This window comes from Streptomyces sp. TLI_053, assembly GCF_900105395.1.
Taxonomy (GTDB): Bacteria; Actinomycetota; Actinomycetes; order Streptomycetales; family Streptomycetaceae; genus Kitasatospora.
On the sequence record NZ_LT629775.1, the window covers coordinates 1710823 to 1736489 of the forward strand.

Here is a 25667-nt window from a genome sequence, read left to right on the forward strand (position 1 = left end):
CGCCCCGACGCCCCCGGCTCCCGCACGGTGCCGGGGGCGTTCCGGCGCGGTCTCCCGGCCCCTCTCCCCGGCCGGGAACACCACCTCGACACGGAACGAGATCCGATGACTCGCCTACGACCGGCGGCAGCGCTGCTCTCCGGCCTGCTGCTCTCCCTCACCCTGCCCGCCCTCTCCGCCACCGCCCCCGCCACGGCGGCCGACACCGCGGCGGCCCCCGTCGCCGCGGTCACGGCCGGCCCCGGCGCCGAGGGCCCGGACCTGAGCTCCGCCAACCGGACCGGCCCGCCCCCCGGCATGCCGGACTGGTCCCGGGCCGGCTACCGGGGCGGTCTGCCGCTGCCCGACGACGGCAGCCTGACCGACGACCCCGCCTGCCGGATCACCCCGGACCGGCTGGCCTCCCAGTACGCCGTCCGGCCGAACGACGGCGTCGACGACACCACCGGCCTCCAGCGCGCCGTCGACGACGTCAAGTCCGCCTGTTCACCGGGCGCCAACTTCGACCGGCTCTCGCTGATCTCCCTGCCTGCCGGCCGGATCGACCTCTCCCGGCAGATCTACGTCGACGCCGACTACCTGGTCCTGCGCGGCCAGGGCTCCGGCGACGGCGGCACCCGCCTGGTGTTCCGGCCCGACGTCAACACCCGCTACGACACCCTGGTCAACGGCCGCTGGGACCAGGACAGCATGAAGGCCGGCAGCGGCAGCGACGTCGGCACCGGCGGCTGGATCTGGCCGGGCCGGGGCCTGTTCCGGGTCCAGACCCGCGACATCGCCGAGCGCTACCAGGACGACTGGGCCGCCGCCCCGGCGAACCGCAAGGACATCTTCGAGGGCAGCGTCAACCAGCACTGGGCCTCCGGCATCAAGGTCGCCGCCCAGGCCGCCGACCCCGGCTGGGCCGGCCGGCAGGGCCAGAACCTGGTGCAGCTGGACGCCAAGGCCGACATGAAGAAGTTCTCCCTCGGCGGCTACGTCTGGGTCGGCGCGGCCAACAGCGTCAAGTTCTACGAGCAGCAGGGCGTCTCCGACCGCAGCCAGATGGACAACCTGCACATGCGGCAGCAGATGTTCCGGCTCACCGCGGTCGACGCCGCGGCGAAGACGGTCACCCTGGACCGCCCGCTGGAGTGGGACCTCCCGGTCGACTCCGTCTCCGACGGCTCGGCCCCGCTCGGGGACAAGCCGTACGCCAGCAAGGTCACCCCGCTGAAGGTGGTCCAGGGCGTCGGCTTCGAGAACTTCGCCTTCACCCAGGACATGACCGGCCTGCCCAAGCTCGGCGGCGGCAGCTACAACCTCACCCCCGCCCAGGCCGTGCACAACTACGGCAACATGGCGCCCGAGTACGCGATGCACGGCATCGTCTTCAAGTGGGCCGCCAACGACTGGGCGCGCGGGCTGAAGGCCGAGATGACCGGCTCGCACCCGGTCGTCACCGAGGACGCCCGCAACCTCCAGATCGAGCGCAACAGCTTCGACGGCGCCTGGAACAAGGGCAAGGGTGGCAACGGCTACCTGCGCGGCAGCCGGGTCTGGGACTCCCTCTACGCCTACAACCTCAGCCGCAACCTGCGCCACTTCACCTTCCAGTGGTCGGCCAGCGGCAACGTCGCCTTCCGCAACGACCTCGACTCGGACCTCAACCTGCACGGCGGGTGGGAGCACAACAACCTGTTCGAGCAGAACACCCTGCGCGTCCCGTACGAGCACCGCTCGGGCAGCTGCGAGACCAACTGCGGCGGCGAGGGCGGCGAGATCGACGAGGGGACGTGGTACCCGATCTGGTGGGCGGCCGGCCCCAAGGCGGTCAAGTGGTCCGGCTCCTCCGGCCCGCAGAACGTCTTCTACAACAACACCATGGTCAAGCAGACCACCCCCGGCGGCGCCTACCTGCCGTACGCGCCGTACGGCAACCAGACCGGCACCGCCTACCAGTTCGGCTCCGCCAACGGCGCGCCGGGCCGGTTCCAGCCGCTGGCCCAGGGCGGCCAGGCCATCCCCGACTGGGGCGGCCGGGAGACCCTCGACTACAGCGGTCAGGGTGTCGTCCCCACCGACGTCGGCAAGCGGCCCTCGCTGTTCCTCCAGGACACCGGCGGACTCGACCCGCGCGACAACCACACCCGCCGCGTCGCCACCTGGAACATGCAGGGCGCGCTGACCCCCGAGGGCAACGGCAGCCGCTACACCAACGACCTGCCCCGGCTGTACGGCACCAGCCAGCTCGACGGCCGGGCCGACATCATCGCCCTCCAGGAGGCCGGCGCCCCGCCCGGCGGCGCGACCTTCCTCCAGGAGATCCACACCGCCAACACCCAGTACGTCGACAACCTCGGCTTCACCGTCCCGGTCCGGGAGTACCGCCTCGGCGGCGCGAGCCGGCCCACCGGCTACCTGTACTGGCTGCGCACCGACACCAGCAACAACCAGTTCGGCCGGGTCAATCTCGCCGTGTTCAGCCGCACCCGGGTCCCGGCGAACGGCGTGTTCACCACCCGCGAGGCCGTCATCGCCGACAACTGGGACTCCCGGCCCGCGCTCGGCGTCAACGTCGACGGCGTCGTCTACTTCTCGGTGCACGGCAGCTCCGGGAGCTCCGGCAGCGACGACCCGCAGCTGCTGAACATCATCCGGGACCGGATGACCACCGCCGGCCTGCCCTGGATCGCCCTGGGCGACTGGAACCGCGCCCCGGACAGCCTCCAGGCCGCGGTCGGCGACGAGTTCACCGTCCAGGCCACCAACCTGCCGACCCACCCGGTGGACCGGATCGCCAACGGCACCCGTCGGACCCTCGACTACGCGGTCGTCCCGACCGCCCAGGCGGAGGCGGCCGTCACCGGGGTCCAGCGGCTGGCTCTCGACTCCGCCGACCACTACCCGGTCGCGTACGCCCTGGCCGGTCTGCCCAACCCGCCGGCGGCGGGCGGGGTGGTCGCACCGGCCAGGCCGAACCAGATCTTCCTGCGCAGCGCCGCCACCACCAATGTGGTCGGCCCGGTCAACGCGACGAACCACGCACTCAACGACCAGCCGCTGAGCCGGACCAACTCCGCCTCCCAGGTGTTCAGCCTCACCGACGACCCCGAACACCCGGGCTACTTCCGGCTGTTCCACCCGCACGCACCCTTCGCGGGCCGCTACCTGGGCCAGGAGGGCGGCGCCCGCGACGCCCGGACGGTGCTGTGGGCGAGCGCGGCCCTGGACCAGCTCTGGGCCCGCGCCTACCAGGGCGACGGCACGTACACCCTGGTCAACTACGTCACCGGCCAGTTCCTCACCGACCTCGGCCCCGGCCAGGGCATCGTCGCCCGGGACTGGAACGGCTCCGCCAATCAGCGCTGGTTCCTCCAGGACGTCCAGGAGGGCACCAACCTCACCGAGATCGTCGCGACCGACTCCGGCGGCTCCGGCTCGGCCCTCACCGTGGACGACCTGGAGACGGCGCCCCACCCGGTCTTCCTGGCCCCCGACGCGCACGGGTCCACCCAGCAGTTCGGCACCATCTCGGCCGGGCCCAGCGGGAGTTCCTCCAACTGCTTCTACCTGGTACAGGGCAACCAGTACGTCAACTCGACGTACGCCCACCCGGGTCTCCCGCAGAACGGCGACTTCGTCTCCATGGGCGCCTTCCGCCCCAACGACGACGGCTACCTGTGGTGCCGGACCGACGACGGCCCGAACGGGACGCTGCTGTCCAACTTCTCCAGCCCCTACGAGCACCTCGACCTGACCCGCAGCACCACGGTCGACACGGTCACCATCACCCGCCCCGGCACCGGCACCGCCCGCCTGCACTGGCTCTTCCGCACCGCCAGCCAGTGACGGACGCGGCCTGACACGAACGGCGGCCGCGGTACCCGGTCCTCCCGGGTACCGCGGCCGCCGTGCGCGTTCCGCGGGCTCGCCCTACCCGTCGCCCCGCAGCGGGAGCAGCTCGGCGGCGCGTTCGGCGACCTCGAGGTGCAGCGCGTCGCGGACCGCCCGCACGGCCGGGTGGGTGACGGCCTCGCGGCGGACGGCCAGGGTGATCGGGAGCCGGATGTCGACCTCCCCGGGCAGCAGCCGCCGCAGCCCGGCCCGGTCCGCGAGGAAGGCCGGGAGCACGCCCACGCCGGTGCCCAGCCGGGTCGCCTCCACCTGGGCGAAGACGTTGGTGGAGGAGAACGCCGGTGTGCAGCCCGGCAGATGGCGTTCGATGTCGAGATCGCCGACCTGGAGCATCGACTCGATGTAGAAGACCAGCGGGTGCTCCCGCAGTTCGGCCACCGTGACCGGCGCCCCGCACCGGGCGAGGTACTCGTCACCGGCGTACAGGCCGAGCGCGTAGTCGGTGAGGTGCTCGGTCACCAGTCGGCTCCGGGGCGGCCGGCCGATCGTCAGGGCGAGGTCGAAACCCGCCGGGCGCAGCGGCAACTCCCGTGTCGCTGTGATGAGTTCGACCTGGAGCCGGGGGTGGCGGCGGCGTACCCGGGCCAGTGCCGGGGTGGCGAACAGGGTGCCGAAGCCGTCCGGGGCGCTCACCCGGACGGTGCCGTGCAGGGACGGCGGGTCCTGGCCGGACACCGCGTCCACGACCCGGACCAGGGCGTCCTCGATCGTGCGGGCGTTCTCGGCGACCGCCCGGCCGGCGTCCGTCAGCACCCAGCCCTCCGTGCCGCGTTCCATCAGCCGCACACCGAGGCTGCGTTCCAGCGCGGTGATCCGGCGGGACACCGTGGTGTGGTCCACGCCCAGCACGTCGGCGGCGCTCACCAGGCGCCCCGTGCGGGCGACGGCGAGCAGATGGCGCAGGTCGTCCGCACGCAGGTCGCGCGGCTCGGGCCCGCCGGGGCGCTCCGGGGCTGGGGCGTCCGGTCGGGGACGGGGTCGGGGACGGGGGCGCATCGGCGCAGCCTATCTGCATTTCCGCACACCGCGTCTGCGCGATTGGCCGTTGAACGCACACCGGACGCACGGCAGAGTCGGACCGGCCCGCCCGTGCCGGGGGCCACCGTCCTCCCACCGCCGAGGGGTTGCCCGTGGTTGCCAGTCTGTCCCTGCCCCGGATCCTGCGCATCGGCCGCGGCGCGGCCGAGGAACTGGGCGCCGTCGTCGCGGGCCTCGGTCTGCGGCGCCCGCTCCTGGTGACGGACGCGTTCCTGACCGGAACCGGCGCCGCCGAGCGCCTGTCGGGGATCCTGCGCGGCGCCGGGCTCGACCCCGCGCTGTTCGACGGCACCGTGCCCGATCCGACGACCGACTCCCTCGTGCCCGGCCTGGAGGCGCTGCACGCGCACGGGGCGGACTCGGTGATCGGTTTCGGCGGCGGCAGCCCGATGGACACCGCCAAGGCCCTCGCCCTGCTGGGCGTGCGGGGCGGCGGGATGCGCGACTACCGGGCGCCGCACGTCAACCTCGGACCGGCCCTCCCCGTGATCGCCGTCCCCACCACCGCCGGCAGCGGCTCGGAGGCGACCCAGGTCACCGTCATCACCGACAGCGCCACCGACGAGAAGATGATGTGCCTGGGCCCGGCGTTCCTGCCGATCGCCGCCGTCGTCGACATGGAACTGACGCTCACGATGCCGCCCCGGCTGACCGCCGACACCGGCGTCGACGCGCTCACCCACGCCGTCGAGGCGTACGTCAGCCGCAAGTCCGGGCCCTTCACCGACGGCCTGGCCCTGACCGCGATCGCCACCATCGGCCGGCATCTGCGCCGCGCCTACGCGGACGGTTCGGACGCCGAGGCACGGGAGGCGATGATGCTCGCCGCGACCCAGGCCGGCATCGCCTTCTCCAACTCCAGCGTCGCCCTGGTGCACGGCATGAGCCGCCCGATCGGCGCCCACTTCCACGTCGCCCACGGCCTGTCCAACGCCATGCTGTTCCCGGCGGTGACCGCCTTCTCGGTGCACGCCGCACCCGAGCGATACGCCGACTGCGCCCGCGCCCTGGGCGTGGCGACCGGCGCCGACCCGGCGGCGACGGCCTCGGACAAGCTCGTCGACGCCCTGCACACGCTCTGCCGGGACCTGGACGTGCCCACCCCCCGCAGCTACGGCATCGACCGCACCGCCTGGACCGGACTGACCCCGCTGATGGCCGAACAGGCCCTGGCCTCCGGCTCTCCCGCCAACAACCCGGCCGTCCCCACCGCCGCCCAGATCGAGGAGCTGTACACCCGCGTCTACGGGTGAGCCCGCGGCCCGTTCCTCCCGGCCGCGCCCACGCCGGGCGCGGCTCCCGCGGGCGCGCACCCGCGCGGGCGGCCGGCCTTCCCGGACTGAACCGCCGTACCGGCCAGGCCCGTTCCCCTGCTCGACGGCAACCGGCCGGCCGGGTCCGCGGGATCCGGCACGGCGGGCAAGGGAGGGCACGGCCATGGCGGAACGGCACGGAATGATCATCGGAACGGGCCGACGACGAGCGGGCATCGCCGCGCTGGTCGTGGGCGGCATCGGCGCGGCGATGGGCGGCGCCGCACTCACGGCCTGCGGCCCGGCGGAGCCGGCACCGGCCGCCGCACCGTCGGCGTCCCGACCGACCGTGCCCGGCGTCGACGGCATCACGGTCGCGGTCCCGGCCCCGGATCCGGCGACCGTCCCGTCCACCGTGACCGAGCCGCCCGCCGGGACGCCGAGCACCCCGCCCGCCGACCGCCCGAGCACGGCAGCGGCCGCCCCGACCACGGGCCGGGCCCCGACCAAGGCCCCGGTCCCGGCCGCCCCGGGAGCGGGGACGAGCCGACCGGCCACGACCGCCGGCCGGGCGCCCCAGCCGAGCCAGGCACCCCAGTCCGTCCGCACCCCCCAACCGGGTCCCGGCGCCGGTGCCGCGGGCGGGACGGGCGCCACCGTCCCGGAGCCCCCGGCAGCGCCGGCTCCGGCCGCGCCGAGCAACCCGCCCGGCCCCGCCACCGGCGGGAACCCCCCGCCCCCCGGCCCGGCCGTCCCGCCGCCCGGCCCCGCCACCCCCGCGGGCGGCACCGACCTGAACAGCCCGCGACTCAAGGACATCGCGCAGCAGCTGGTCTCCAGCGCCGAGAACTCCTCCCTCGACTGGCGTGCCCAGTACACCTACATCGAGGACATCCACGACGGCCGCGGCTACACCGGCGGCATCGTCGGCTTCACCTCCGGCACCCACGACATGCTCCAGCTCGTCCGGCACTACCAGGCGCTGAAGCCGGGCAACGTGCTCGCCCGCTACCTCCCGGCGCTGGAGAAGGTGGACGGCTCCGCCTCGCACGCCGGACTGGACCCGTCCTTCGTCGCCGACTGGCACCGGGCCGCCCAGGACGCGGCCTTCCAGCAGGCCCAGAACGACGAGCGCGACCGGGTCTACTTCGACCCCGCCGTCGACCAGGCCAAGGCGGACGGCCTGCACGCCCTCGGCCAGTTCGCCTACTACGACGCCCTGGTGATGCACGGTCCGGGCAGCGACCGGCTCAGCTTCGGCGGCATCCGGGCCGCCGCCCTCGCCAAGGCCAAGCCGCCGGCCAAGGGCGGTGACGAGACCGCCTACCTGAACGCCTTCCTCGACGCCCGCCGCGCGGCGATGAAGGCCGACTCGTCCCACCAGGACACCGGCCGCGTCGACACGATGCAGAGGGTCTTCCTCAAGGCCGGCAACCTCTCCCTGGCCACTCCGCTGCGGTGGACGATCTACGGCGACGCGTACAGCATCACCTCCTGACGGCCCCCGGGCGCTCCCGCACCGGGAGCGCCCGGGGCGGGAGCGCCACGCGTCCACACGTCCACGCGTCGGCCGTCGGCCTCAGCGCCGGACCGTCAGCCCGTCGAGGGTGAGGTCGAGCAGCCGCTCGGCCTGCGGCCGGCGGTCGGCGCCCGCCGAGGTGAGGGCGATGCCTTCGAGGGCTGCGGCGAGGTCGGCCGGGCCGATGTCGCTACGGATCACCCCGGCGGTCACGCAGGCGTCCATCAGCGTCGCGACCGCGTCCCGGATCAGCTCCCGGCTGTGACCGTACGGACTCCTCCCCGCCGCGGCGGCGGCGCGCAGCGCGTCGATCATGCCGTACTTGGCCGTGACGTAGTCGAGGAACAGCCGGGTCCACGCCCGCAGGGCGTCGGCCGGCGGACGCTCGGCGAGCAGCGCGGGCGCCGCCTCGCACAGCCGTGCCACCTCGTTCCGGTAGACCGCCTCCACCAGGGCCTCCCTGGTGGGGAAGTTGCGGTACAGGGTCGCACTGCCCACGCCCGCCTCCTTGGCGACGCGCTCCATCTGCGCGTCCAGCCCCTGCCCGGCGAACACCCGCACGGCGGCGGCGAGGATCTTCTCCCGGTTGCGCCGTGCGTCGGCCCGCAGCGGCCGCTGCGCCCCGTCGTCCGTCATGACCGTCCCTCCTCGAACCACCGACCCGCTCCAACCACCGACCCGCTCCAACCACCCGCGCGCTCGGACCACCGAACCCTCTCGAACCACCGGCCGGATTGCCAAACGGGGACTCCCCCACTTAGCCTGCGGTGAAACGGGGACGCCCCCGTTTCCACTCCGCGCCGGTGCGCCCCCATCTCGGTGCGCCTCCGCCGCACACCCACGAAGGGAAGGCCGGCCATGTCGGGAATCCGGGACAAGGTCATCGCGATCACGGGCGCCAGCAGCGGGATCGGCGAGGCGACCGCGCTCCACCTCGCCGAACGGGGCGCCCGGCTCGTCCTCGGCGCCCGCCGGGAGGACCGGCTGACCGCGGTCGTGGACCGCATCACGGCGGAGGGCGGCACCGCCACCGGAGTCCTCGTCGACGTCACCCGCCGCCAAGACCTCCGACGGCTGACGGAGACCGCCGTCGAACGCTTCGGCCGCCTCGACGTGCTCGTCTCCAACGCCGGCACGATGGCCGTCTCGCCGTTCGACGACCTGCGCCAGGACGACTGGGACGCCATGGTCGCGACCCATATCACCGGCTTCCTCAACGGCATCGCCGCCGCCCTGCCGCTCTTCCGCCGCCAGCGCTCCGGGCACTTCGTCACCATCGGCTCCACCGCCGCCTGCACCGTCAGGTCGCCGCAGGGCGTCTACGCGGCCACCAAGACGGCGGTGAAGGTCCTCACCGAGGGCCTGCGCCAGGAGTCGGGGCCGGATCTGCGGGTCACCCTGGTGTCACCGGGCTTCACCCACACCGAGGGCATCGGCAAGGGCGCCGGACCGGAGGTCGCGGCGGCTCTGATCGAACAGCGCGACGCGATCGCCATGCCGCCCTCCGCCGTCGCGGCCGCCATCGGCTTCGCGATCGAGCAGCCCGAAGGCGTGGACGTCGGCGAGATCGTGGTGCGGCCCACCGCGCAGGGCTGACCGAACCCGCCACCGGGCCCACCGCCACCCGCACCGTCCGTACCCGGCCGGGCAGCCGCCGTCACCCGACCGGGGCGGCCGCCGTCACCCGGCCCGGGCGGCCACCCCGGCGGACGGCCGCCCAGGCCGCGCGACGGGCCGCGAAGGGATCGGCGACCGAGCGGGTGGGGGTACCGAGGACCAGGGTCTCCCGCCGCTCCTCGGTGTAGGCGGGCCAGGGTCCGACGCCGGGGACCTCGGGCCGCCCGTCGTGGCAGTAGCCGATCCAGGCCGTGCTGGCGGCCCGGGCGAGCGCGGCGTTGGCGGGGTTCCGGGACACCAGGGCCGCGTGGCGCAGGTTGTCGAAGAAGAACAGGACGTCCTCGCCGTGGCTGCCGGTGCCGCCCGCGAAGACGTACGCGTACACCGGGGCGGTGGCGTTGACGCTCCGGGCCGAGGCCAGGTCCAGGGCCGGGAAGCGGTACAGCGCGTCGGTGGTGACGGCGACCGCGACCCGCCGCGCCGGGTCCCGCGGCCGCTCGCGCCGGTACTCGGCGATCAGCCCGGTGACGTCCTGCCGGGCGATCCGCGAGCAGCGGCGGGCGAACCGGTCGTCGCTCAGACCGTCCCAGGACGCCCGGTCGGCGTCGATGGTCCGGGTGGTCTCGTGCAGGGCACTGCCGATCAGCAGCGGGACACCCGGGGCCGCGCCGGCGGCCAGGTCCGCGTAGCACCGCTCCTCGACCGGGCCGCCGTCCGCCGAGGGCTGGAACGCGAACCGGTCCCGGGCCCGCAGCACCGCCTGGGCGTCGAGGAGTTGCGCCACCGGCCGGGCGGCCAGCAGTTCCGGCCGGTCCGCCGGGACGCCGAGCAGCCGCAGCACCGCCCCGGCCGCCTCCTGCGGCGTCGTCGCGGCGGCCGGGCGCGGCGGCGGCGGACTGCTCAGGACGGCACGCCGGAACGGCGGTTCGGGCGCGCCCGCGGACAGCAGGGCGGCCACCCGGGAGGCGCCGCGCGAACCGCCCGCCAGGGTCAGGTTCGCCGGGTCGCCGCCGAACGCCGCCACGTTCTCCCGCAGCCAGTCCAGTGCCGCCCGCAGGTCCAGCAGCCCGACCCGGCCGGAGGCGGCGTACTCGGCCCGACCGGTCCAGGACAGGTCCAGGTGACCGAGCACGCCGAGGCGGTGGTTGACCGTCACCACCACCAGACCGCCCGCCCGGGCGAGCGCGGCCCCGTCGAACCGCGGCCAGTCGCCCGCGCCGAAGTCCGTGCCGCCGTGCAGCCAGACCAGCACCGGGCGGGCCGCCGGGGGCCGGACGCCCGGCGTCCAGACGTTCAGCACCAGGCAGTCCTCGCCCTGGGCACCCGCGTCGGCGGGAATGCCGAACAGCGGCAGCAGCGGGACCACCGCCGGACGCGCGCCGAACGCCTCGGCCAGCGGCCGCTGCGGGCAGGCCGGGCCGTACGAGTCCGCCTCCCGCACCCCGGACCAGCCCGGGTGCGGCCGGGGCGGCCGGAACCGCGCCGCGCCCCCGGTGCCCGCGGCGTACGGCACCCCGAGGAAGGCCAGCACCCCGTCCGCCGCCACCCCGCGCACCCGGCCCGAGCCGGTCTCCACCACCGGCGCCCCGGCGCCCCGCTCAGCGGGCATCGGCCAACTCCCGCAGCCGGCCGAGGTCGACCTTGCCCGAGCCGGTGCGCGGCAGGCCCGGCGTCGCCCGCAGCGCCAGGCACTCGGCCGGAAGTCCGAGCTCGCGCAGCACGTCCAGCCACGCGTCCCGGAACGGTTCGCTGCGGCCCTCGACGAAGACCACGGCACTGTCGGCGGCCGTCGGCACCACCGCGGCCGGGCCGACCGCCGCCAGCCGCCGTTCGATCTCGTCCGGGAGGACCCGCTTCCCGTACAGCTTCAACTGGCGGTCCTTGCGGCCCAGCACGTAGAGCATCCCGCGCTCCAGCCGCCCGAGGTCGCCCGTGTGCAGCACCTCGGGCACGCTGCGGCCCTCGGCCAGGTCGGCCCGGCCGGACGCGTAGCCCAGCATGACGTTGGGTCCCTCGTAGACGATCTCGCCGACGCCGTCCGCGTCCGCGCCCGCCAGCCGGATCCGCCCGCCCGGCACCGGCCGTCCGACCGAACCGAGGTGCTCGAACAGCTCCTCCGGACCGAGGCAGCACATCCGCGCGGTGGCCTCGGTCGCCCCGTACATCGGGCAGAAGCCGCCGCCGTGCGCCGCCATCAGCCGCCCGAAGTGCTCGACCAGGGCCGGTTCCAGCGGGCCCCCGGCCTGGCAGGCGAGCCGCAGCGCGGGGAACGCGTCCGGCCGCCAGCCGGTGCCGTGCAGCAGGCGGTAGGTGAGCGGGACCGCCCCCAGGTCGGTCACCCCCGTCCGGGCGGCGGTCTGCCAGAACCGCCGGGAGGTCGGGCTCAGCCGGGAGAGCACCAGCGGCGCGCCGGCCACCAGGTGGGAGTTCACCACTGACAGGCCGAAGCTGTAGTCGAACGGGAGCGAGGTGATCCCGACGTCCTGCGGCCCGAGGCCCAGCGCGGCCGCGACCGCACCGGCGTTGGCCGCCAGGTTCGCGTACGACAGCCGGACGGCCTTGGCAGGGCCCAGCGAGCCCGAGGTGGTGATCAGCGCGGCCAGCTCGGGGTGGATCACGCTGCCGGCGGCCTCCGCCCGGCCGAGCAGCCGGGCGCCGCACAGTTCCCCGACGGGGCGGTACCCCGCCGGGAGCGGCTCGTCACCCTCGTCGAGCGCGAACTCAGGCCGGTAGGCGGCGAGCAGGCCGTCCCGGGTGGCGAGGTCCGGCCGCTCCTTCACCAGCACGGCGTGGCCGAGGTCGAGGGCGCCCAGATATGCCAGCAGGCCGGCCGGGCCGCGCCCGGTCAGGATCGCGACCAGCGCCTTGTCCGGCCCGGCGAGACCGCGCCCGACGGCCGCCAGGCCGACGGCCACGGTCGAGGCGGGCACGGCCTCGACGCCGTCCACCAACGCGGGCGCCGCCGCGAGCCGGAGCGAGTGCACCTCACGCCACCTGCGGGGCGGCCGCGGGCCGTGCGGCCAGCAGCCCGGCGATCCCGCGGACGGTACCGGCGGTGAACAGCTCGACCACGCCCAGCGGCACGGCGTACGCCTCCTGCACCGCGTGCAGGAAGGCCACCGCGACCAGCGAGTCCCCGCCCAGCTCGACGAAGTCGTCCAGGGCGCCGACCCGCGGCAGACCGAGGAACCCGGCCAGCCGGCCCGCCAGGTCCGCCTCCGGCCCGGCGGCCGGCGCCTCGTACCGGGACACCTCCGCGGCACCCGGCACGGACGCCCCGGCCACGAGTTCCTCGAACGTCCCCAGCGGCGGCGCGGGCAGCCTGACCACGGGCAGCACCGCGGGCTCGGCCTCCAGCCCGGCCGCGAGCAGCGAGGCGCGCAGGTCCTCCCGGACCTCCAGCGCCGTCGACATCTCGTCGAGCACCACCAGGACCCCCACCCCGTCGCCGGACGGCGCCACCGCCGCCTCCAGCACACCCGGGTGGGCCGCGAGCGCCCGCTCGGCCACCGCCGTCGGCGTCGGCACCGGTGCTGGCGCCGGTACCCGGACCGGCTTCTCGACTACCCCACCCATGACGCTCCAGTCCCTGGTCTCCGGCTTGTCGGCCACCAGTCTGCACAGGTGCTGACGGCCAGTCATATTCCCTCACCCCAATGGGTGATCTCCGTCGGCCGGGTACCGCGCTCCCCCGGCCCAGCCACCAGGATGTCGGGTGCCGTCACCGATTCCGGAGGTCCGATGAGCCTCGCCGTCCGCCACACCTCGCGACTGGAGCGCCGCCGGACCCCGTTCCTCGCCTGCCGGGCGGACCCCCGGTTCTCCTACTGCCTGTACGTGCCGCCCAGGGTCCCCGCCGGGCCCCGGCCGCTGCTGGTCGTCGTGCACGGGGACCGTCGCACCGCCGAGCGCTACCGGGACGCGCTCACCGACTTCGCCGACGCCCACGGGTGCGTGGTCCTCGCGCCGCTGTTCCCCGTCGGCGTCCCGGAGCCGGAGGACGTGCTGAGCTACAAGCGACTCCGCCGACGCGACGTCCGGTTCGACCTGGTGCTGCTGCGGATGGTCGAGGAGTCCGCCGCCCGGTGGCCGGTGCGCGCGGACCGCTTCCTGCTGCACGGCTACTCCGGCGGCGGTCTGTTCGCCCTCCGGTTCTCCTACCTGCACCCGGCGCGGCTGCTCGGGGTCTCGGTCGGCGCCCCGGGCTCGATCACCCGGCTCGACCCGGCGCTGCCCTGGCCCGCCGGAATCAGGGACGTGGCCGAGAAGTTCGGCGTCACGCACCTGCTGCCGGACGGACCGGTGCCGGTGCATGTGACCGTGGGCGCACTCGACACCCGGCCGCTTCGCAGACCTCCGCACGACACCCGGCTCGACCAGGCCCTCGGACTGCACCGGCACCTCATGGGGCGGGGAGTCCCGGCCACCCTGGAGGTCGTCCCCGGCATCGCCCACAACGGCTTCGCCCTGCTGCCGGCCGCCACCCGGTTCCTGAGCACCGTGCTGTCCGACGGCTGACGGTTCCGCCGACCGGCGACCACCGACACGCCACGGGCGGCGGACCATCACCCGCCGGCGCAGGGTTCCGCACCTACTGTCACCTTTGCACCGAACAGAAGCATCTTCGGACAGAAGCGGAGAACCCTCATGAACCGTCAGATCGGCCGCACCCTGGCGCTGCTCGCCGTCCTCGGCCTGGCCGCCGTTCCGACCGCAGCCGGCGCCGAGGTCGTCTCCGGCGGCAACCACGGGACCGTCATCGTCGGCGACGGCAACCAGGTCGCCGGATACGACATCATCGACGCCGGCCACGACGCGACCGTCGGCTCCCACAACGGTTCCGGCGGAGTGGGCGGCACCGCCGTCGACGCCGCCCAGGCGGCCGGCGGCAACTACGGGACGGTCATCGTCGGCGACGGCAACCAGGTCGCCGGGGACGACGCCATCAACGCCCTGAACGACGCCACCGTCGGCTCCTACAACGGCTGACGCACCGGAACACCCTGTTCGGCGTTCGGAACCGCTTTCGGCGGAACGCAAAGAACCCCCGTCGGTTTCCCGACGGGGGTTCTTCACAATGATTGTTCGGCGGCGTCCTACTCTCCCACAGGGTCCCCCTGCAGTACCATCGGCGCTGTGAGGCTTAGCTTCCGGGTTCGGAATGTAACCGGGCGTTTCCCTCACGCTATGACCACCGAAACACTATGAAACTGTCAACCGCACCCGGTTCCTGGCCAGGAACCGGGGGTCGTTGTTTCAGAACAACACAGTGGACGCGAGCAACTGAGGACAAGCCCTCGGCCTATTAGTACCGGTCAACTCCACCCCTCACAGGGCTTCCATATCCGGCCTATCAACCCAGTCGTCTACTGGGAGCCTTACCCTCTCAAGGAGGTGGGAGTGCTCATCTCGAAGCAGGCTTCCCGCTTAGATGCTTTCAGCGGTTATCCCTCCCGAACGTAGCCAACCAGCCATGCCCTTGGCAGGACAACTGGCACACCAGAGGTTCGTCCGTCCCGGTCCTCTCGTACTAGGGACAGCCCTTCTCAACACTCCTACGCGCACAGCGGATAGGGACCGAACTGTCTCACGACGTTCTAAACCCAGCTCGCGTACCGCTTTAATGGGCGAACAGCCCAACCCTTGGGACCTACTCCAGCCCCAGGATGCGACGAGCCGACATCGAGGTGCCAAACCATCCCGTCGATATGGACTCTTGGGGAAGATCAGCCTGTTATCCCCGGGGTACCTTTTATCCGTTGAGCGACGGCGCTTCCACAAGCCACCGCCGGATCACTAGTCCCGACTTTCGTCCCTGCTCGACCCGTCAGTCTCACAGTCAAGCTCCCTTGTGCACTTACACTCAACACCTGATTGCCAACCAGGCTGAGGGAACCTTTGGGCGCCTCCGTTACTCTTTAGGAGGCAACCGCCCCAGTTAAACTACCCACCAGACACTGTCCCTGATCCGGATCACGGACCCAGGTTAGACATCCAGCACGACCAGAGTGGTATTTCAACGACGACTCCACCATGACTGGCGTCACGGCTTCAAAGTCTCCCACCTATCCTACACAAGCCGAACCGAACACCAATATCAAGCTATAGTAAAGGTCCCGGGGTCTTTCCGTCCTGCTGCGCGAAACGAGCATCTTTACTCGTAATGCAATTTCACCGGGCCTATGGTTGAGACAGTCGAGAAGTCGTTACGCCATTCGTGCAGGTCGGAACTTACCCGACAAGGAATTTCGCTACCTTAGGATGGTTATAGTTACCACCGCCGTTTACTGGCGCTTAAGTTCTCAGCTTCGCCCCGACGAATCAGAGCTAACCGGTCCCCTTAACGTTCCAGCACCGGGCAGGCGTCAGTCCGTATACATCGCCTTACGGCTTCGCACGGACCTGTGTTTTTAGTAAACAGTCGCTTCTCGCTGGTCTCTGCGGCCACCCCCAGCTCTGGCAGCAAGTGCCGTCACCAGGAATGGCCCCCCTTCTCCCGAAGTTACGGGGGCATTTTGCCGAGTTCCTTAACCATAGTTCACCCGAACGCCTCGGTATTCTCTACCTGACCACCTGAGTCGGTTTGGGGTACGGGCCGCCATGAAACTCGCTAGAGGCTTTTCTCGACAGCATAGGATCATCCACTTCACCACAATCGGCTCGGCATCAGGTCTCAGCCTCAATGAGTGACGGATTTGCCTATCACTCGGCCTACACCCTTACCCCGGGACAACCACCGCCCGGGCTGGACTACCTTCCTGCGTCACCCCATCGCTCACCTAATACCCCGTCGGGTCACCGGCTCCACCACGTCCCATTGTCCGAAGACTCCGGGCCGGCTTCACGGGCTTAGCATCAGAGGGTTCAGCGTTGGCGCTTCAAAGCGGGTACGGGAATATCAACCCGTTGTCCATCGACTACGCCTGTCGGCCTCGCCTTAGGTCCCGACTTACCCTGGGCAGATCAGCTTGACCCAGGAACCCTTGGTCAATCGGCGCAAGAGTTTCCCACTCTTGTATCGCTACTCATGCCTGCATTCTCACTCGTATACCGTCCACGACTGGTTTCCACCGCCGCTTCACCCGGCACACGACGCTCCCCTACCCATCACAGCAGGCGTTGGCCCTATGTGCTGCAATGACACGACTTCGGTGATGTGCTTGAGCCCCGCTACATTGTCGGCGCGGAATCACTTGACCAGTGAGCTATTACGCACTCTTTCAAGGGTGGCTGCTTCTAAGCCAACCTCCTGGTTGTCTCTGCGACTCCACATCCTTTCCCACTTAGCACACGCTTAGGGACCTTAGTCGGTGTTCTGGGCTGTTTCCCTCTCGACCATGGAGCTTATCCCCCACAGTCTCACTGCCACGCTCTCACTTACCGGCATTCGGAGTTTGGCTAAGGTCAGTAACCCGGTGAGGCCCATCGCCTATCCAGTGCTCTACCTCCGGCAAGAAACACGTGACGCTGCACCTAAATGCATTTCGGGGAGAACCAGCTATCACGGAGTTTGATTGGCCTTTCACCCCTAACCACAGGTCATCCCCCAGGTTTTCAACCCTGGTGGGTTCGGTCCTCCACGAAGTCTTACCTCCGCTTCAACCTGCCCATGGCTAGATCACTCCGCTTCGGGTCTTGGGCATGCAACTCAGACGCCCTGTTCGGACTCGCTTTCGCTACGGCTACCCCACACGGGTTAACCTCGCTACACACCGCAAACTCGCAGGCTCATTCTTCAAAAGGCACGCAGTCACGAGACACACAGCAAGCTGCATGTCCGACGCTCCCACGGCTTGTAGGCACACGGTTTCAGGTACTATTTCACTCCGCTCCCGCGGTACTTTTCACCATTCCCTCACGGTACTATCCGCTATCGGTCACCAGGGAATATTTAGGCTTAGCGGGTGGTCCCGCCAGATTCACACGGGATTTCTCGGGCCCCGTGCTACTTGGGAGTTTCTCAAACGAGCCGTACAGATTTCGCCTACGGGGGTCTTACCCTCTACGCCGGACCTTTCGCATGTCCTTCGACTATCCATACGGTTTCTGACTCGCCGACCGGCCGGCAGACCGGTCAAGAAAAATCCCACGACCCCGTGACGGCAACCCCTGCCGGGTCTCACACCATCACGGTTTAGCCTCATCCGGTTTCGCTCGCCACTACTCCCGGAATCACGGTTGTTTTCTTTTCCTGCGGGTACTGAGATGTTTCACTTCCCCGCGTTCCCTCCACATACCCTATGTGTTCAGGTATGGGTGACAGCCCATGACGACTGCCGGGTTTCCCCATTCGGAAACCCCCGGATCAAAGCCTGGTTGACGGCTCCCCGGGGACTATCGTGGCCTCCCACGTCCTTCATCGGTTCCTGGTGCCAAGGCATCCACCGTGCGCCCTTAAAAACTTGGCCACAGATGCTCGCGTCCACTGTGCAGTTCTCAAACAACGACCAGTCCCTCATACCCGACAACCCGCAAGCAGGCTGCCTCGCATGAGACCGGCATCTCTGAAGCAACAGCCTCACGGCCGTTCCCTCAGGACCCAACAACGTGCCCGACACACCAGCCAGAACTCTGTTTTCCACGCCGAAGCAGTACTAACAGGACCCTCGCCCAGTGTGCCGAATAGTCAACGTTCCACCCATGAGCGACCGTGCAGAACATTCGCCTGCAAGCGGCACATTGCTCCTTAGAAAGGAGGTGATCCAGCCGCACCTTCCGGTACGGCTACCTTGTTACGACTTCGTCCCAATCGCTGGTCCCACCTTCGACGGCTCCTCCCCTTACGGGTTAGGCCACCGGCTTCGGGTGTTACCGACTTTCGTGACGTGACGGGCGGTGTGTACAAGGCCCGGGAACGTATTCACCGCAGCATGCTGATCTGCGATTACTAGCAACTCCAACTTCATGGGGTCGAGTTGCAGACCCCAATCCGAACTGAGGCCGGCTTTTTGGGATTCGCTCCGCCTCGCGGCATCGCAGCCCTTTGTACCGACCATTGTAGCACGTGTGCAGCCCAAGACATAAGGGGCATGATGATTTGACGTCGTCCCCACCTTCCTCCGAGTTGACCCCGGCAGTCTCCTGTGAGTCCCCATCACCCCGAAAGGCATGCTGGCAACACAGAACAAGGGTTGCGCTCGTTGCGGGACTTAACCCAACATCTCACGACACGAGCTGACGACAACCATGCACCACCTGTATACCGACCACAAGGGGGCGCCCATCTCTGGACGTTTCCGGCATATGTCAAGCCTTGGTAAGGTTCTTCGCGTTGCGTCGAATTAAGCCACATGCTCCGCTGCTTGTGCGGGCCCCCGTCAATTCCTTTGAGTTTTAGCCTTGCGGCCGTACTCCCCAGGCGGGGAACTTAATGCGTTAGCTGCGGCACCGACGACGTGGAATGTCGCCAACACCTAGTTCCCAACGTTTACGGCGTGGACTACCAGGGTATCTAATCCTGTTCGCTCCCCACGCTTTCGCTCCTCAGCGTCAGTAATGGCCCAGAGATCCGCCTTCGCCACCGGTGTTCCTCCTGATATCTGCGCATTTCACCGCTACACCAGGAATTCCGATCTCCCCTACCACACTCCAGCCTGCCCGTATCGAATGCAGACCCGGGGTTGAGCCCCGGGCTTTCACATCCGACGCGACAGGCCGCCTACGAGCTCTTTACGCCCAATAATTCCGGACAACGCTCGCACCCTACGTATTACCGCGGCTGCTGGCACGTAGTTAGCCGGTGCTTCTTCTGCAGGTACCGTCACTTGCGCTTCTTCCCTGCTGAAAGAGGTTTACAACCCGAAGGCCGTCGTCCCTCACGCGGCGTCGCTGCATCAGGCTTTCGCCCATTGTGCAATATTCCCCACTGCTGCCTCCCGTAGGAGTCTGGGCCGTGTCTCAGTCCCAGTGTGGCCGGTCGCCCTCTCAGGCCGGCTACCCGTCGTCGCCTTGGTAGGCCATTACCCCACCAACAAGCTGATAGGCCGCGGGCTCATCCTGCACCGCCGGAGCTTTACACCCAGGACCATGCGGTCCCGGGTCATATCCGGTATTAGACCCCGTTTCCAGGGCTTGTCCCAGAGTGCAGGGCAGATTGCCCACGTGTTACTCACCCGTTCGCCACTGATCCACCCCGAAGGGCTTCACCGTTCGACTTGCATGTGTTAAGCACGCCGCCAGCGTTCGTCCTGAGCCAGGATCAAACTCTCCGTGAATGATTACCCGTAATCGGGTCAGCACTCGCGTCGAGCGGCACGGCAACCACCGGAATAGGGCGGCCCCGCGCACTGCGTCCTCGCTAGTGTTTACTTCAAAAGGAATCTCCAACCCCAGGAAACCCTGAGGCCGGGGATGTCAACATATCTGGCGTTGACTTTTGGCACGCTGTTGAGTTCTCAAGGAACGGACACTTCCTTCAGGCGGCTTTCACACCGGCCCTCCGGGCGCTTCGTTCTTTCGTGTTCCCAGCTTATCAGATGTTTTCCGTGCCGTTCCCGGCGCTTCCTTCACCCAACTCGCTGGTGTCTTCTGCGGCTTGACGCCCCGTCCGACGTTTCAAACTCTAGCCGATCCCCGCTCCGAAAAGCGAATCCGGCCGCAATCCCCACAAATGGACACGTCAAATAAACCCGAAGCCGGGTGACGATGTTATTTCCAGAGGATTGGCCGCCCCGGGACCGTCCGCGCTGTTGCGTGTCCGGTGCTCCCTGCCAGGCGACTGGGCGACAGTACTCCTCCCGCACGCCCAGAACAAATCGCGTCCGCCCGGACCGGACCGTCGGCCGGCCGCGCCGGTCCGCTGTCACATTCCCGCACCGCCCCGGGTCAAGGCGGCAGGACCGACCGACCGTCCCGAGGAGCGCTCCATGAATCCGTTCGCCCGCGCCGCATCCGTCGCCGCGCTGACCGCCGCCCTGTCCGTCACCGCCACCTCCGTCCCCGTCCTCGCCTCCGCCACCGGAGCCGCGGTCTCGGCGTACTCGCAGCGCTGGTCGGCCGCGTGGTACGCGCCGATGATGCGGCCCTCCGCGGCGCCGTGGTTCCCGACCTGGGCGGTGCAGGGCTTCGACCACCAGTCGGTGCGGCAGGTGGTACGACTCGGCGCGGGCGGCAAGGCCGTCCGGTTCCGGCTGTCCAATCTCTACGGGACGACCCCGCTGCGGCTGAGCGGGGCCACCGTCGGCCGGGCCGCCGACGGCGCGGCCGTCGTTCCCGGGACGGTACTGCCGTTGCGCTTCGGGCACCGGGGCTCCGTCGTCGTCCCCCCGGGCGGAGAAGCCCTCAGCGATCCGGTGCCGCTGCCGGTGGCGGCCCGCGACCGGGTGTCGCTGACCCTCTGGTTCGACGGACCGACCGGCCCGGCCGGCTACCACCAGCTCTCCATGACCACCACCTACCGGGCCGACGGCGACCACCGCGGGGACACCGGCCCGGAAGCGTTCACCGACGCCGTCCGCCCCGGGTTCGGCTCCTGGTACTACCTCGGCGGGGTCGAGGTCACCGGTGGGCGCCCCGTGGGCAGGGCGGTGGTGGCGTTCGGAGAGTCCACCACCGACGGGTTCGGTGCCACCGTCGACGGCGACGACCGCTACCCCGACCTGCTCGCCGAACGGCTCCTCGCCGCCGGCCGCCCGCGACCGGTGCTCAACGCCGGCATCGGCTCCAACAAGATGCTCGCCGATTCCGCCTGCGCCGGGGACAGCGCCCTGAAGCGCTTCCGCCGCGACGTGCTCGACCGTCCCGACGTCGGCACCGTCATCGTCTCCCACGGCATGAACGACATCCTCCGCAGCGGCGACCAGATCTGCGGCGTGGACCGCGACGACCCGCCGGTGACGCTCCAGCGGCTGATCGACGCCCACCGGTCCCTGATCCGGGCCGCCCACGCCCGGGGGGTCAAGGCCGTCGGCGCGACCCTGATGCCCTTCGGCGGCGCACCCTTCTGGACCGCGCAGACCGACCGGCTGCGCCGCGACCTGAACGAGTGGATCCGCACCTCCGGCGCGTACGACGCGGTGGCCGACTTCGACCGGGCCATCGACCCCGAGGGCACCGGAGCGATCCCGGACGGCTACCACGCCGGTGACCACCTCCACCCCGGACCGCTCGGGTACCGCGTCATGGCGGACAGCATCGACCTCGACAGCCTGCGCTGACCCGCCCCGGCCGCGGGGAGCGAGGGCGGCCCCCGCGACCGGAGCGCGTCAGCTCGGGCGGAGGGCCTCGGTGAGACGGTCCGCGGCCTCGACGACGGTCTGCGAGAGAAGGGCGCCGGGGTGGCGGGTGAGCCGTTCGATCGGACCGGAGACCGTGACGGCGGCCACCACCCGGTTCCCCGGGCCCCGTACCGGCGCGGAGACGGACGCGACCCCGAGCTCGCGTTCCCCGATCGACTGGGCCCAGCCCCGGCGGCGGACGCCGCTCAGCGCCGTCGCCGTGAAGCGGGCCCCCTGGAGGCCCCGGTGGAGCCGCTCGGGCTCCTCCCAGGCCAGCAGGACCTGCGCGGCGGCGCCGACCTTCATCGGCAGGGTGACCCCCACCGGGACGGTGTCGCGCAGGCCGGAGAGGCGCTCGGCGGCGGCCACGCAGATCCGGACGCCGCCCTGACGGCGGTAGAGCTGTGCGCTCTCCCCGCTGACGTCGCGCAGCCTGGCGAGGACCGGCCCGGCGGCGGCCAGCAGCCGGTCCTCCCCGGCGGCGGCCGAGAGCTCGCCGAGCCGGGGGCCGAGGATGAACCGGCCCTCCACGTCCCGGGCGACCAGCCGGTGCTGTTCGAGTGCGACGGCGAGCCGGTGCGCCGTCGGCCGGGCCAGTCCGGTCACGGCCACGAGTCCGGCCAGGGTGGCCGGACCGGCCTCCAGGGTGCCGAGGATCGAGGTGACCTTGTCGAGCACGCCGACGCCGCTCGTGTTCTCCATGGATGTCTCCGTCTCAGGTCCCGCGAACCGCCGAGGGGCGCGCTCACGGAGGCCCCCCGCGGGGAGCCGGTGGGGGTGGTCAGCGAGGGCGGGCCGCAGAAGTCGGCCGATTGCCTGCGCCGGGCACGAGACGGGTACGCGAAAGGTCCGGGACGGGAAGCGCCCGGGGGAAGGACAGCACAGAGAGCACCGTGTCTCCTCATCTTTCCCGCGCCACATTGGCGACAGGCCGGAGTTGGCACTGATCCCGCCCGGCACGGCGCGTACTTCGGACGCCGGGTCGAACGGGGAGCTGCCGGGGCTTCGTAGGGCCGGTCCCTCCACCCCTCTGGATGATTCGCGAAGAACGATACAAGACTCCGGAGGCCGGCTGCCAAGCCCCCGGTGCCCGAGCTGCGCCCGGACCGGGCCTGCAGCGGCCCGGGGCCGTCGGCGCGGTGGCCTGCAGTCGGGCGAGGCCGGGTACCGGCCGGTGGAAACGTCAGGCCACGGGCCCCGGAACGTCCCCCGCCGGGCGGTACCGCGCCACGATTCCCCCGACCGCCCGCAGCAGCCGCTCCCCCGCCCGGTCGACGCTCCCGTTCTGGACGGCGACCTGGGCGCCCTCGAGCGCGAAGGTGATCTCGGCCGCCGCCTGCTCGGGGTCGGACAGCCCGGCCCGCGCGCAGATGCCGGTCAGCCGCCGGGCCTGCTGTTCCTTGTGCTCCTCGATCACCTGCCGCGCGGGGTCGGAGCGGTCGGGCAGCTCGGCCAGGGAGTTGATGAACGGACAGCCCCGGTACGAGACCGCCGGCAACCCGTCGGCGATGAACCGGGCCAGGCCCAGGATCTGCTCCTCGGGCCGGTCCGGGTGCTCCGCCTCGACCCGGTCGAACGCCGCCCGGTAGTCGGCGGCGACGATCCGCAGCCACTCCGCGACCAGGGCGTCCTTGGTCTCGAAATGACGGTAGATCGCCATTTTGGTGGTCCCGGCCTTCTCGGCGATCGCCTGGACGCCCACCCGCCGGATCCCCTCGCTCTGGAAGAGCTCCTCGGCGGCGTCGAGGATGCGCTCGCGCGGCGGGAGTTTCGCCACCCGGCTCGGCCTTCTGACGGGCGTGGTCATGGCTGTTCGTGGCCTCCGGTCGATTGCGGCCGCTGCGCGTCCCCAGGTTCCTGCTACGGTACCAGTCCGTTCCAGGCGATACCGATCGGTATCGCCAGGGACCAAGCGGTACCGTCAAGGACCGAGCGGTACTGTCATCGATTCCGGGAGGGACCATGGACATCACCGAGTACGTCCGCCACGACGCGGTGGGGCTGGCCGAACTCGTCGCCCGGGGGGAGGTGACCCCCGCCGAACTGGAGACGGCCGCGCGGGCGGCCGAGCGGGCCGTCGGCCCGCGGATCAACGCCGTCGCGGAGACCTGGCCGGCCGACGACGCGCCCCGCCCCGGCAGCACCCCGCTGGCCGGGGTCCCGTTCCTGGTCAAGGACCTCGGGGTGACCGCGGCCGGACGCCGGACGGAGCTCGGCAGCCGCCTCGCCGCCGGCCAGGTCGCCGACGGGGACTCCACCCTGATGACGCGTCTGCGCCGGGCCGGCCTGGTGACCTTCGGGCGCACCACCACCCCGGAGATGGCCTACAGCACCACCACCGAACCCGTGCTGTACGGCGCGACCCGCAACCCCTGGGACCTCAGCCGCAGCGCCGGCGGCTCCAGCGGCGGCGCGGGCGCGGCCGTCGCCGCCGGGATCGTGCCGGTCGCGCACGCCACCGACGCCGCCGGTTCGATCCGCATCCCCGCGGCCTACAACGGCCTGTTCGGGCTGAAGCCGACCCGCGGCCGGGTGCCGATGGGCCCGGCCGTCGACGAGATCTTCAACGGTCTGGCCGTGCACGGCAGCGTCAGCCGGACGGTGCGCGACAGCGCCGCCCTGCTCGACCTGGTCCGGGGCCCGGAGCCGGGTGACCCCTACGCCGCGCCGGAGCCGCCCCGCCCGTACGCGCAGGAGGTCACCCGGGAGCCGGGCCCGCTGCGGATCGGCGTCCTCACCCGGCCGTGGGGCGGGCGGCCGGTCGCGCCGCCGGTCGCCGGGGCGCTCGCGCGCACCGTGCTCCTGCTGGAGTCGCTCGGCCACCGGGTGACCGAGGCCGAGCCCGGACTCGGCGTCGACTGGGAGGAGTTCGTCCTGGCCAACGCCCGTCTCTGGACGGTGAACCTCACCGCCTGGATCGACGAACTGGCCGCCGCCCTCGGCCGGCCGGTCGACTCCTCGACCCTCGAACCGCCCACGCTCGCCGGCTACCACTACGGGCGGCGGGTGGGCGGCGCCGAGTTCGTGACCGCCCTGGCGGTCCGCAACCGGGTCTCCCGCAGCCTGGCCCGCACCTTCGAGGACCACGACGTCCTGCTCTCCCCGACCGTGCCGGACCTGCCGGTGCCGCTCGGCACCCACGGCCGGGGCGCCGAGGCGCTGGACGGCCTGGGCTGGCTCCGCCGGATCCTCGACCTCTCGCCGTTCACGGCGGCGTTCAACGTGGCGGGCACGCCCGCGATGTCCGTACCACTGACGGTCGACAGCGGCACGGGGCTCCCGATCGGCATGCAGTTCGCGGCCGGGTACGGGCACGAGGGCCGTCTGTTCCGCCTCGCCGGGCAGCTCGAACGGGCGGACTCGTGGTCGGAGCGGACGCCCGCGGTCTGGGCCGGACACCACCGGAGCCGCTGAGGGCCCGGCCGGGAGCCGCCGGGGCCGCCGGGGCGCACGGCGGCCCGGCGGTACCCCGCGGGCTCACTCCGCCAGAACGGTGGCGATGCGGCGGATCAGCTCGCGGCCGCGCGCCCGGTCGGCGACGTCCACGACCGTCAGCACCTCCGGGTTCGCGGCCGCCCACAGCATCGCGACATGGACGAGCAGGGCGAACAGGACCTCGGGCTCGAACCGGGTCGACACCCGGCCCTCGGCCTGCCCCCGGGCGACCTCGGCACTGCGCCTGCGCACCTCGGCGACCGCGAGCTCGTTGAAGGCGTCGCCGCGCTCCAGTCGCTGCCAGGTGATGATCCGGGGCATCTCCGGGTGCTCGGCGTAGAGGTCGCCCAGCCCGGCCGCGAACCCGGGCAGGTCGTCGACGTCGAGCGGCACGCCGACCACGATCTGCTCGACCATCTCGTTCCAGACCGCGTCGAACAGCCCGGCCTTGTTCCCGAAGTAGTGGTAGATCTGCGCCTTGTTGCTCCGCGCGGCAGCGGCGATGCGGTCGACGCGCGCGCCGTTCAGCCCGTGCGCGGCGAACTCTGCCCGGCCGGCCGCGATGAGTCTCCGCTTGGTGGCTTCGGCGTCGCGCTCCATGCACCCTGCTCCTAACTAACCGTTTACTTGACAGGCTCACCAGGACCACAGTGTAATCAACTAACCGTCCAGTTGAATACGGCCGCAGTCGCG

At 71.1% G+C, this 25667-nt stretch carries 15 protein-coding genes, 3 rRNA genes, 1 pseudogene and 1 riboswitch; of the genes and pseudogenes, 8 read left to right on the forward strand and 11 right to left on the reverse strand.

The window, feature by feature from the left end:
- The first annotated feature begins 105 nt into the window (after nt 1-105).
- Nucleotides 106-3831 (forward strand): hypothetical protein, encoded by a 3726-nt coding sequence (locus BLU95_RS06685; RefSeq protein WP_093859160.1) that lies wholly within the window; start codon nt 106-108, stop codon nt 3829-3831.
- A gap of 84 nt (nt 3832-3915) precedes the next feature.
- Here BLU95_RS06685 and BLU95_RS06690 read toward each other — a convergent pair whose 3' ends face one another.
- A complete protein-coding gene (locus BLU95_RS06690; RefSeq protein ID WP_093859161.1) occupies nt 3916-4893 on the reverse strand; it encodes a LysR family transcriptional regulator in 978 nt (325 codons plus the stop codon).
- Between the two features lie 134 nt (nt 4894-5027).
- Between BLU95_RS06690 and BLU95_RS06695 the strand changes: the two genes are divergently transcribed.
- Together BLU95_RS06695 and BLU95_RS43820 are read left to right on the forward strand one after the other, a co-directional pair.
- Complete coding sequence (locus tag BLU95_RS06695; protein WP_093859162.1) at nt 5028-6188, forward strand: iron-containing alcohol dehydrogenase; 1161 nt, start codon at nt 5028-5030, stop codon at nt 6186-6188.
- Between the two features lie 808 nt (nt 6189-6996).
- Nucleotides 6997-7686 (forward strand): annotated as a pseudogene (locus BLU95_RS43820) (chitosanase); the annotation flags it as partial.
- 81 nt (nt 7687-7767) lie between these two features.
- Here the strand turns inward: BLU95_RS43820 and BLU95_RS06705 are convergent.
- Nucleotides 7768-8343 carry a TetR/AcrR family transcriptional regulator gene (locus BLU95_RS06705; protein ID WP_093859163.1) on the reverse strand — a complete coding sequence of 192 codons (576 nt, stop codon included), beginning with the start codon at nt 8341-8343 and terminating at the stop codon, nt 7768-7770.
- 222 nt (nt 8344-8565) lie between these two features.
- On the opposite strand from BLU95_RS06705, the gene BLU95_RS06710 reads away from it, so the two are divergent.
- Nucleotides 8566-9303, forward strand: coding sequence for an SDR family oxidoreductase (locus BLU95_RS06710; protein WP_093859164.1), 738 nt, complete (start codon nt 8566-8568; stop codon nt 9301-9303).
- Nucleotides 9304-9364: 61 nt separating this feature from the next.
- On the opposite strand, the gene BLU95_RS06715 is transcribed toward BLU95_RS06710, so the two are convergent.
- The 3 genes from BLU95_RS06715 to BLU95_RS06725 are packed head-to-tail and all read right to left on the reverse strand — an operon-like array spanning nt 9365 to nt 12966.
- A complete protein-coding gene (locus tag BLU95_RS06715) occupies nt 9365-10933 on the reverse strand; it encodes a carboxylesterase/lipase family protein (protein WP_093859165.1) in 1569 nt (522 codons plus the stop codon).
- Nucleotides 10923-12308 carry an AMP-binding protein gene (locus BLU95_RS06720; RefSeq protein WP_093859166.1) on the reverse strand — a complete coding sequence of 462 codons (1386 nt, stop codon included), beginning with the start codon at nt 12306-12308 and terminating at the stop codon, nt 10923-10925. The genes BLU95_RS06715 and BLU95_RS06720 overlap by 11 nt, the downstream gene beginning before the upstream one ends.
- A 1-nt stretch (nt 12309) precedes the next feature.
- Nucleotides 12310-12966, reverse strand: a complete 657-nt coding sequence (locus tag BLU95_RS06725; protein WP_093859167.1) for a phosphopantetheine-binding protein — start codon at nt 12964-12966, stop codon at nt 12310-12312.
- Between the two features lie 99 nt (nt 12967-13065).
- Here BLU95_RS06725 and BLU95_RS06730 point away from each other — a divergent pair, with 99 nt between their 5' ends.
- Nucleotides 13066-13842: an alpha/beta hydrolase family protein gene (locus BLU95_RS06730; protein WP_093859168.1), complete on the forward strand. Its 777-nt coding sequence runs from the start codon at nt 13066-13068 to the stop codon at nt 13840-13842.
- 129 nt (nt 13843-13971) lie between these two features.
- Entirely contained in the window at nt 13972-14313 is a 342-nt protein-coding gene (locus tag BLU95_RS06735; RefSeq protein WP_093859169.1) for a hypothetical protein, read from the forward strand.
- A gap of 94 nt (nt 14314-14407) precedes the next feature.
- On the opposite strand, the gene rrf is transcribed toward BLU95_RS06735, so the two are convergent.
- The 3 genes from rrf to BLU95_RS06750 form a co-directional block, all read right to left on the reverse strand.
- A 5S ribosomal RNA gene (rrf, locus tag BLU95_RS06740) occupies nt 14408-14523 on the reverse strand.
- Nucleotides 14524-14609: 86 nt separating this feature from the next.
- Nucleotides 14610-17732, reverse strand: a 23S ribosomal RNA gene (locus BLU95_RS06745).
- Between the two features lie 282 nt (nt 17733-18014).
- Nucleotides 18015-19538 (reverse strand): 16S ribosomal RNA (locus tag BLU95_RS06750).
- The 16S, 23S and 5S rRNA genes sit together here, the layout of an rRNA operon.
- A 651-nt stretch (nt 19539-20189) precedes the next feature.
- Between BLU95_RS06750 and BLU95_RS06760 the strand changes: the two genes are divergently transcribed.
- Nucleotides 20190-21479 carry an SGNH/GDSL hydrolase family protein gene (locus BLU95_RS06760; RefSeq protein WP_093859171.1) on the forward strand — a complete coding sequence of 430 codons (1290 nt, stop codon included), beginning with the start codon at nt 20190-20192 and terminating at the stop codon, nt 21477-21479.
- 48 nt (nt 21480-21527) lie between these two features.
- Here the strand turns inward: BLU95_RS06760 and BLU95_RS06765 are convergent, their stop codons facing one another.
- Nucleotides 21528-22241, reverse strand: coding sequence for an IclR family transcriptional regulator (locus BLU95_RS06765; protein WP_093859172.1), 714 nt, complete (start codon nt 22239-22241; stop codon nt 21528-21530).
- Nucleotides 22242-22437: 196 nt separating this feature from the next.
- A riboswitch (SAM riboswitch) is annotated at nt 22438-22580 on the reverse strand.
- A 142-nt stretch (nt 22581-22722) separates the two neighbouring features.
- The gene (locus tag BLU95_RS06770) at nt 22723-23346 is read right to left on the reverse strand and encodes a TetR/AcrR family transcriptional regulator (RefSeq protein WP_093859173.1); all 624 of its coding nucleotides are present in this window, start codon (nt 23344-23346) and stop codon (nt 22723-22725) included.
- 155 nt (nt 23347-23501) lie between these two features.
- Here BLU95_RS06770 and BLU95_RS06775 point away from each other — a divergent pair, with 155 nt between their 5' ends.
- Complete coding sequence (locus tag BLU95_RS06775; RefSeq protein WP_093859174.1) at nt 23502-24953, forward strand: amidase; 1452 nt, start codon at nt 23502-23504, stop codon at nt 24951-24953.
- A gap of 63 nt (nt 24954-25016) precedes the next feature.
- Here the strand turns inward: BLU95_RS06775 and BLU95_RS06780 are convergent, their stop codons facing one another.
- Nucleotides 25017-25574: a TetR/AcrR family transcriptional regulator gene (locus BLU95_RS06780; protein ID WP_093859175.1), complete on the reverse strand. Its 558-nt coding sequence runs from the start codon at nt 25572-25574 to the stop codon at nt 25017-25019.
- Between the last annotated feature and the right edge of the window lie 93 nt (nt 25575-25667).

What these genes read in the sequence shown, in the direction of transcription:
- BLU95_RS06690 (WP_093859161.1), bottom strand. Translation starts at nt 4,893, where the DNA reads ATGCGCCCCCGTCCCCGACCCCGTCCCCGACCGGACGCCCCAGCCCCG.
- BLU95_RS06775 (WP_093859174.1), top strand. Translation starts at nt 23,502, where the DNA reads ATGGACATCACCGAGTACGTCCGCCACGACGCGGTGGGGCTGGCCGAA.
- BLU95_RS06685 (WP_093859160.1), top strand. Translation starts at nt 106, where the DNA reads ATGACTCGCCTACGACCGGCGGCAGCGCTGCTCTCCGGCCTGCTGCTC.
- BLU95_RS06760 (WP_093859171.1), top strand. Translation starts at nt 20,190, where the DNA reads ATGAATCCGTTCGCCCGCGCCGCATCCGTCGCCGCGCTGACCGCCGCC.
- BLU95_RS06780 (WP_093859175.1), bottom strand. Translation starts at nt 25,574, where the DNA reads ATGGAGCGCGACGCCGAAGCCACCAAGCGGAGACTCATCGCGGCCGGC.
- BLU95_RS06730 (WP_093859168.1), top strand. Translation starts at nt 13,066, where the DNA reads ATGAGCCTCGCCGTCCGCCACACCTCGCGACTGGAGCGCCGCCGGACC.
- BLU95_RS06715 (WP_093859165.1), bottom strand. Translation starts at nt 10,933, where the DNA reads ATGCCCGCTGAGCGGGGCGCCGGGGCGCCGGTGGTGGAGACCGGCTCG.
- BLU95_RS06725 (WP_093859167.1), bottom strand. Translation starts at nt 12,966, where the DNA reads ATGACTGGCCGTCAGCACCTGTGCAGACTGGTGGCCGACAAGCCGGAG.
- BLU95_RS06710 (WP_093859164.1), top strand. Translation starts at nt 8,566, where the DNA reads ATGTCGGGAATCCGGGACAAGGTCATCGCGATCACGGGCGCCAGCAGC.
- BLU95_RS06770 (WP_093859173.1), bottom strand. Translation starts at nt 23,346, where the DNA reads ATGACCACGCCCGTCAGAAGGCCGAGCCGGGTGGCGAAACTCCCGCCG.
- BLU95_RS06735 (WP_093859169.1), top strand. Translation starts at nt 13,972, where the DNA reads ATGAACCGTCAGATCGGCCGCACCCTGGCGCTGCTCGCCGTCCTCGGC.
- BLU95_RS06705 (WP_093859163.1), bottom strand. Translation starts at nt 8,343, where the DNA reads ATGACGGACGACGGGGCGCAGCGGCCGCTGCGGGCCGACGCACGGCGC.
- BLU95_RS06765 (WP_093859172.1), bottom strand. Translation starts at nt 22,241, where the DNA reads ATGGAGAACACGAGCGGCGTCGGCGTGCTCGACAAGGTCACCTCGATC.